This window comes from Sphingopyxis sp. GW247-27LB (genome assembly GCF_002277025.1).
GTDB lineage: Bacteria > Pseudomonadota > Alphaproteobacteria > Sphingomonadales > Sphingomonadaceae > Sphingopyxis.
The window spans coordinates 535,184-542,500 of sequence record NZ_NIWD01000008.1; the positions used below are offsets into that span (position 1 = coordinate 535,184).

Genomic DNA, 7,317 nt, shown 5'->3' on the forward strand with positions numbered 1-7,317 from the left:
TAGGGGAGGGCATGTCCGCATCCGACGATTCCGGCCGCGCCTATCCCTCGGAGGTCAGCGCCGCCCTCCGCGACGCGGCCGCGCGGCTCGCCGCCACCTCCGACACCCCGCGCCTCGATGCCGAGCTGTTGATGGCGCATGCCTTGGGGGTCGAGCGCGCGGCGCTGCTGCTCGATCCCTCGCGCTTCGCGGTGCCGGCGGGATTCGCGGCGCTGGTCGAGCGGCGCCTCGCGCACGAACCCGTCGCCTATATCGTCGGCAGCCGCGATTTCTGGACGATCCGGCTCAGCGTCGGTCCCGGCGCGCTGATCCCGCGCCCCGACAGCGAAACGCTGATCGAGGCTGCGGTCGATCATTTCGGAACGGAGGGGCCGAAGCGCGTCCTCGACCTCGGTACCGGGCCGGGAACGCTGCTGCTTGCGGCGCTCGCCGAATGGCCGGACGCGAGCGGGGTCGGGATCGACGCGAGCGAGGAGGCGCTCGGCTATGCGCGCGGCAATGCGGCGGCGCTGGGTTTCGCCGAACGGGTCGAATTCCGGCGCGGCGACTGGGGGGAGGGGGTCGCGGAGACCTTCGACCTCATTCTCTGCAACCCCCCCTATATTACCGCCTCCGAAGCGCTGATGCCCGACGTCGCCGATCATGAGCCCGCGGCGGCGTTGTTCGCGGGCGACGACGGGCTCGCCGACTATCGGCGGATCATCCCCGGCTTGCCGCCTCTGCTCGCGCCCGGCGGGGTCGCGGTCCTTGAAATCGGGGCTACGCAACATAAGTTGGTAGGGTCGCTGGCCGAAGCGGCGGGTTTTGCGGCCCAATGCCGCCAGGACCTCGCGGGCCGCGACCGGGCCCTGCTGCTCACCCCGGCGGCATAACGGCCCGCCAAGAAATCGCTTGGTTTTGCGTTCAAAGCGCGTTAGGGGCGGCTCACAGACCTGATCGGGGTCCCTTTGGCGATGCTGGTGCATCGATACTGGTCCGGCGGGTTTGCTTCCCATTTACGGCGCTTGTGCGGGATCTGCGGTCCCGCGCAAGCGGTAGAGGGCAAGGGCCGCGCACGAAGCGCGGGCGCGACGCACGAATGTTGCGGTCGGCCAAAAGGGGTTTGGCATAGCTTTTCGACAGGATGCTTCAGTTGAACATGAACAACCGGCAGAGCGGTCGCCGTCGCGGCCGCAACAACAACAGCAACAATAACCGGTCGCAGTCGGGTGGGCGCGGTGGCGTCGACCAGGCGAACCGGATCGACAGCCGGGCGCGCGGCAACGCCGTCCAGATGATCGAGAAATACAAGAATCTCGCGCGCGACGCGCAGCTTTCCGGCGACCGGGTTCAGACCGAATATTATCTGCAGTTCGCCGACCATTATTTCCGCGTCCACAGCGATTTCCGCGCCCGCCAGGAAGAAAAGGCGGCGCAGAACGGCCAGGAACGCAGCCACGACCGTAGCCGCGAAGTGCGCGGGGTCGAGGATTTCGATGGTCACGACGACAGCGATCTCGACACCGACAGCGAAACCGAGCGCAGCGACGAGCGCGATAGCCGCCAGCAGGGCGGACGCGACCGCCGCGACGAGGACGACAATCGCGGCAATCGCCAGCAGCAGGGCCGCGGCCGCCGCGACCGCGACCAGGAGCGCGACGAGCCGCGCGACACCGAAGCCGGCGACGCCGAAGAGGCCGCGGAAGCGGCGCCCGCGCCGCGCGCGAACCGTCGCGGCCCGCGCCGCGCCCGTCCGCAGGACGAGGGCGAAGGCGATGCCGGGATCGACACCGCGGTGCTGCCGCCGGCGATCGGCCGCAGCGCCGAAGCCGCCGAGCCCGAAGGCGGCGACGCGGCGCCGGCCCCCAAGGCCCGCCGCCCGCGCCGCACGCTCGCCGCGCGCGGCGCCGGGGTCGAAGCCGCCGAATAAGCCCGTCATTTCGCGCTGGTTTTTGGCGTGGACATGACATAGCCTTCCCGCACGGACATCGGCGGGGRGGGKGATGATGCGCGCAGGAACACGGGTCTGGACCGGGCTTTGCGCCCTTGCGGCGCTGGGCGGGGCTTTCCCTCTCGCCGCGCAGGAAGCAGGCGGCGGCGCGCAGGGCGACGTCGCGGTCACCATCTACAACAACGGCCAGTCGCTGGTGCAGGACGACCGTCAGCTCGCCGTCGATGCTGGACGCAACCGCATCGAATTCCCCGACGTGTCGGCGCGCATCCGGCCCGAGACGGTGACGCTGTCGGGGCCGGGGCTTTCGATCGTCGAGCAGAATTTCGATTTCGATCTGCTAACCCCCGACAAGCTGATGGATAAGGCGGTCGGGCAGACGATCACTCTCGTCCGCACCAACCCCGCGACCGGCGCCGAGAGGACCGAGCGCGCGAAGGTGCTCGCCGCCAATGGCGGCATCGTGCTCCAGATCGGCGACCGGATCGAGGTGCTGCGCGACGACGGCCTGCCGGTGCGCGCGGTGTTCGACCGGCTGCCCCCCAATCTGCGCGCGCGCCCGACGCTGTCGGTGACCGTCGACGCGGCGAGCGCCGGCACCGTCCCGGCGCGCCTGTCCTACCTGACTCCCAATCTCGGCTGGACCGCCGACTATGTCGCGCTGTTCGACGCCGCGAAGGGCGCGATGGACATCCAGGGGTGGGTGACGCTGACCAATTCGACCGGCACGACCTACACCAACGCGCGCACCTTGCTCGTCGCGGGCAATCCCGGCGGCGGAGGCGGCTTTCGCCAGCTCAGCGGGTCGATGGATAGCGCCGGGACCGAATCGAACGACCGCGAGCGGCTTGGCGATTATTATCTCTATCCGCTGGCCGCGCGCACGACGATCGCCAATGCGCAGCAGAAGCAGGTGAGCTTCCTCGACGTGAAGGGCGCGCCCGCGCGTTCGACCTATGAATATGTCAACCGCTGGCTCGGCAGCAGCACCGATCCCGTGAGCACCGCGAGCGTGCTGCGCTTCTCGACCTCGAAGCAGGGCGGGCTCGGCGACCAGCTCCCCGCGGGCACGATCCGCGTCTATATGCGCGACGCGCGTGGCGATCCGCAGTTCATCGGCGAGAATCGCATCGACCACACGCCGATGGGCTCGGCGATGTCGCTGCGCACCGGCGATGCCTTCGACGTCAAGGTGCAGCCAACAGTGGTGTCGCGCACGCGCAAGGGCGATTCGCGCTGGGTGACCAGGATGCGCTACACGGTCAGCAACGCGCGGCCCGAGCCGGTGACGGTGCTGCTCGCGCAGGACGGCCTCTATGGCGATGTGCGGATCGGCGACGAAAACCTGAAGAGCGAACGCGTGTCGGCCGACCGCGTCGAATGGCAGGTGCCGGTGCCCGCGAACGGCAAGGTCGACGTCACCGCCACCTTCGACACGCGTTACTGAGGGCGGCGCGTTGCGGGCCCTCCCGCTGCTGCTGGGCATCGCGGCGCTGCTGGCGCCGCTGCCCGCGCTGGCGCAGCAGGCGCCGGCGGTCGTCGTCTCGTCGCGAATCGACGATGTCGCGGTCACCGTCTATCGCGCGCCGTCGCGCGGCGCGGGGCCGATCAACCCCAATTGGCCGCAGGGCTTCGCCTTCATCACCGAGACGCGCACCGTGACGCTGCCCGCCGGGACCTCGGTGCTGCGTTTCGAGGGCGTCGCCGAGGGGTTGCTTCCCGAAACTGCGGTCGTGAACGGCCTGCCCGATGGGGTGGTCGAGAAGAATCGCGACGCGCGGCTGCTGTCGCCCGCAGGGCTGGTCGACGCCTATCTGAAGCGCAGCGTCACGCTGCGGCGTACCAGCCTCAAGACCGGCAAGGTGGTCGAGCAGGAAGCGGTGATCCAGGCCGGGCCGAACGGCGGCGTGATCCTCGAGACCGCGAACGGCTTCGAGGCGCTCGGCTGCTCGGGGTTGCCCGAGCGCATGACCTATGCCCGCGTGCCCAAGGATCTGTCGGCGAAGCCGACGCTGTCGGTGCTCGTCGACAGCCGGGCGGCGCGGACGGTGACGGTGCGGCTTCTGTATCTGGCCGAAGGATTCGACTGGGCCGCCAACTATGTCGCTGACCGCGCGGCCGACGGCCGGACGGTCGGGCTGACCGGCTGGGTCACCGTCGCCAACGGCGGGGTCACGAGCTTTCCGAACGCGCAGCTCAATGTGATCGCGGGCCGGCTCAACAAGGTCTACAGCCCGCCGCTGCCGCGCAGCACGCCGGGGCCGCTCGTCCTCAAATGCTGGCCGATGGATAACACGAGCACCCATCCCTATTGGGACCTGCCGCCGATCATCGAATTTGATGATGCGGCGGCCGACGCGGTGCAGGAGATCGCCGTGACGGCGCAGCGCCGCGTCGGATATGCGATGGCGCCGCCACCACCCCCTCCGCCCCCACCTCCGCCGCCCGCACCGCCGCCGCCGCCCGAAGATCTCGGCGATCTCAAATTCTATCGCATCCCCTTCCGCGTCGACGTGTCGGCGAAAGGGCAGAAGCAGGTCGCGCTGCTGGCGAAGGACGGGGTTCCGGTCGAGCAGCTCTATGCCGCGACGCTCTATCAATCCGGCGACGGCCATCCGCTGCCGCTGACCCTGCGGTTGCGGGCGCGGAACGAGGAGGCCGACGGGCTGGGCGTGGCGCTGCCGGCGGGCATGGCGAGCGTCTTCGAATCGGTCGGCGACCGCCGGCTGCTCGTCGGCGAGGCGAAGATCGGCGACAAGGCGAAGGGCGAGCGCGTCGACTATGACATCGCTGCGAGCCCTGCGGTGCAGTACCGCGTCCGCGTCCTGCCCGATTCGGATCCCAAGAATTATCGGCGGTGGGRGGTGACGCTGACCAACGCGCGGCCCTTTGACGCCGAGGTCGAAATGCTGATTCCCTTCGCGCTCGACCCGACGCCCGAAGGCTGGGAACGGCGCGGCAGCGCGTGGGTGTGGCGCACGCGCGTGCCGGCGAACGACAGCCTCGTCCAGACCTTTCGGCAGAGGCTGAAGGGCGATTGATTCGCGAGGTGCTGCCGCTCAGGCTGGCGGCAGCGGGCGCGGCCGGTGATTCTCGTCGAGCGCGACGAAGGTGAACAGGCCCTCGGTCACCTTGACCTCGGTCTCGCCGCGGTCGCGCGTCGCGATCACCTCGATGCGGATGCCCATCGACGTGCGGCCGCGCTTTTCGAGATGGGCGTAGACCGAGATGATGTCGCGCAGCAGGATCGGCGCGATGAACTCCATCGCCTCGATCGCGACCGTCGCGGTCGCACCCTGCGCGACCCGCGCCGCGACGATGCCGCCCGCGATGTCCATCTGGCTGAGAACCCAGCCGCCGAAGATATGGCCGTTGCTGTTGATGTCCGCGGGTGCCGGGACGACGCGCAATATCGGGTCGGAGCGCTGCGGCAGATTGTGGACGCCGTCGGTCATGGCTGCAGGTCCGGATCGTCCTTGAACGGATCGTCGATCGCCTCGTCATGGCCGCTGCCGCTCGACAGGAAGACGAGGCCCATCAGCGCGGCGCCGAGCATCACCGACAGGCCGACCCCCGCCGCGGTGGCGATGATCATGTGGATGGTCAGCGCGTCGCCCATCGACCAGCGCAAATAGCCGAGCGCGCCGACAACCGCGAGCAGCGAGACGATCGCCATGCCGCGCATCAACCGGCGATAGCGGGCCCAGGCGATTTTCGACGCGCCGTCGTCGTCGAGGGGGGAGCGTTTGACCATGATGCCGCTTCCATGAACCATGCGGAGGCGAAGGCCAAGGACGAATGCCGCCGCGCCGTTTCGGCTTCGCCGCGAATCATGGTAGGATGCCCGCGATATCGAAGCGACAGAGGGAGCGGCAGCATATGACGATCGGAGCGATCTTGCACGGGCGGACGGGGCCGGTGATTTCGGCGCGGCCCGCCGATTCGGTGCGGGCGGTGGTCGACCTGCTCGCGCAATATCGCATCGGTGCGGTGCCGGTGGTCGAGGGTGATGCGATCGTCGGCATCTTTTCCGAACGCGACCTCGTCCGGCTGATGTCCTCCTATGGCCCCGACGCGCTCGACCGCAGCCTCGACGAGGTGATGACCAAATCGCCGGTGACCTGCGATTCGGGCATGGCGGTGATCGGGGCGCTGTCGCAGATGACGCAGAAACGCATCCGCCATCTGCCGGTGGTCGACGGCGACAGGCTCGTCGGCTTCGTGTCGATCGGCGACCTCGTCAAATATCGCATCGACATGATCGAGGCCGAGGCGGCGGCGATGCGCGACTATATCGCGTCGTAGAGCTCATCAATCTGATGCGGGCGATTGACCCTCTATAGGAGGCTCTAGGCCACGACATTATCGGCGGGTTCGCCCGAAGCGCGCCGCCGCAACACGAGCCGCATCACCTCGGCGAGCGCCTCGCGCTCGAGCAGCCACAAGAGCATGCCATAAAGGAAGGCGCCGAGCGCGACGAGCAGCGCGAGGCGAATCGGGGCGGCGAGGCCGATCTGTGCGATCGCCTGGCCGGCGAAGCCGACCGCGATCGCCATCACCAGCGCGGGCACGAGGCCGGGCAGCATCGCGCGCCCGATATCGGCCAGCGACACGCCGTTCAGCGGCGCCGACAGGCGGGCGGTGACGAGCAGCAGCAGCGGTGCGGCGACGAGCCACGCCCACGCCATGCCGATCAGCCCCCATTGCGCCCCGATCAGGAAAGCGGCGGGAAAGAGGATCGCGCCGCAAAGCGCCGCACGCATCGACACCGACGGCCGCCCCAGCGCGCTGTTCACCGGCGCGAAGAGAATCTGCACCGTCATGAAGATCAGCGCGAGCGCGATGAGCTGGATATAGGGGACCATGCCGATCCACTTCATCCCGAACAGCGTCTCGACGATCGGCGCGGCGGTCACCGCGAGTCCGCAATAAAAAGGCGCGGCGATCAGCATCAGCAGGCGAATCGTCTTGATCAGCCCCCAGCGCACCGCCGCGGGATCGTCCTTGATTCGCGAATAGGCGGGGAAGGCGACCTCGTTGAGCGGCGGCACGAACTTCGCCATGAAGATCTGCGCGAGGAACAGCGCCTCGGCATAGAGGCCGAGCGCATGGGGTTCGAATCGGCGGCCCGCGATGAAGACGTCGGACTGGCTCTGCACCAGCCAGAAGAGCTGGCTGAAGAGAATCGCCGAACCGAAACCGATGATCTGACCGCAGCCCTTGAAGTTGAAGCTCGGCCAGACGAGCAGCCGCGCGACGAGGGTGAGGCCGATCGCGCGCGTCCAGAACAGCGCGATCGGTGCATAGACGAGGGTCCAGACGCCGAATCCTGCGAGCGCGCAGCCGAGCGCGGTGCCCGCGCCCGCGAGCGCCGCGGCGAGATTGAC

At 68.8% G+C, this 7,317-nt stretch carries 8 protein-coding genes (1 of these 8 running past the window's edge); 5 read left to right on the forward strand and 3 right to left on the reverse strand.

Going from position 1 to position 7,317, the window contains the following annotated elements:
- Positions 1-11: 11 nt before the first annotated feature.
- From prmC to CD928_RS10095, 4 genes are all read left to right on the forward strand, one after another.
- Entirely contained in the window at positions 12-872 is an 861-nt protein-coding gene (prmC, locus tag CD928_RS10080) for a peptide chain release factor N(5)-glutamine methyltransferase (protein ID WP_095386945.1), read from the forward strand.
- A gap of 266 nt (positions 873-1,138) precedes the next feature.
- Positions 1,139-1,909, forward strand: coding sequence for a DUF4167 domain-containing protein (locus CD928_RS10085; protein WP_255247145.1), 771 nt, complete (start codon positions 1,139-1,141; stop codon positions 1,907-1,909).
- A gap of 76 nt (positions 1,910-1,985) precedes the next feature.
- Positions 1,986-3,377 (forward strand): DUF4139 domain-containing protein, encoded by a 1,392-nt coding sequence (locus CD928_RS10090; RefSeq protein ID WP_095387372.1) that lies wholly within the window; start codon positions 1,986-1,988, stop codon positions 3,375-3,377.
- A 10-nt stretch (positions 3,378-3,387) separates the two neighbouring features.
- Positions 3,388-4,971, forward strand: a complete 1,584-nt coding sequence (locus CD928_RS10095) for a DUF4139 domain-containing protein (RefSeq protein ID WP_255247105.1) — start codon at positions 3,388-3,390, stop codon at positions 4,969-4,971.
- 18 nt (positions 4,972-4,989) lie between these two features.
- Here CD928_RS10095 and CD928_RS10100 read toward each other — a convergent pair whose 3' ends face one another.
- Positions 4,990-5,385, reverse strand: coding sequence for an acyl-CoA thioesterase (locus tag CD928_RS10100; protein ID WP_095386947.1), 396 nt, complete (start codon positions 5,383-5,385; stop codon positions 4,990-4,992).
- On the reverse strand, positions 5,382-5,684 hold the full coding sequence (locus tag CD928_RS10105) for a hypothetical protein (RefSeq protein WP_095387374.1): 303 nt from the start codon (positions 5,682-5,684) through the stop codon (positions 5,382-5,384). The genes CD928_RS10100 and CD928_RS10105 overlap by 4 nt, the downstream gene beginning before the upstream one ends.
- Before the next feature lie 125 nt (positions 5,685-5,809).
- Here CD928_RS10105 and CD928_RS10110 point away from each other — a divergent pair, with 125 nt between their 5' ends.
- Positions 5,810-6,235, forward strand: coding sequence for a CBS domain-containing protein (locus CD928_RS10110; protein ID WP_095387375.1), 426 nt, complete (start codon positions 5,810-5,812; stop codon positions 6,233-6,235).
- Positions 6,236-6,279: 44 nt separating this feature from the next.
- Here CD928_RS10110 and CD928_RS10115 read toward each other — a convergent pair whose 3' ends face one another.
- Positions 6,280-7,317, reverse strand: partial view of a lipopolysaccharide biosynthesis protein gene (locus CD928_RS10115; protein WP_095386948.1) — the 3' portion only. It continues 492 nt past the right edge of the window; 1,038 of the gene's 1,530 nt are visible here — the last part of the coding sequence; the start codon falls outside the window, past its right edge; the stop codon is at positions 6,280-6,282.

Coding starts and splice junctions, on each gene's coding strand:
- prmC (WP_095386945.1), top strand. CDS start 12: ATGTCCGCATCCGACGATTCCGGCCGCGCCTATCCCTCGGAGGTCAGC.
- CD928_RS10085 (WP_255247145.1), top strand. CDS start 1,139: ATGAACAACCGGCAGAGCGGTCGCCGTCGCGGCCGCAACAACAACAGC.
- CD928_RS10090 (WP_095387372.1), top strand. CDS start 1,986: ATGCGCGCAGGAACACGGGTCTGGACCGGGCTTTGCGCCCTTGCGGCG.
- CD928_RS10100 (WP_095386947.1), bottom strand. CDS start 5,385: ATGACCGACGGCGTCCACAATCTGCCGCAGCGCTCCGACCCGATATTG.
- CD928_RS10105 (WP_095387374.1), bottom strand. CDS start 5,684: ATGGTCAAACGCTCCCCCCTCGACGACGACGGCGCGTCGAAAATCGCC.
- CD928_RS10110 (WP_095387375.1), top strand. CDS start 5,810: ATGACGATCGGAGCGATCTTGCACGGGCGGACGGGGCCGGTGATTTCG.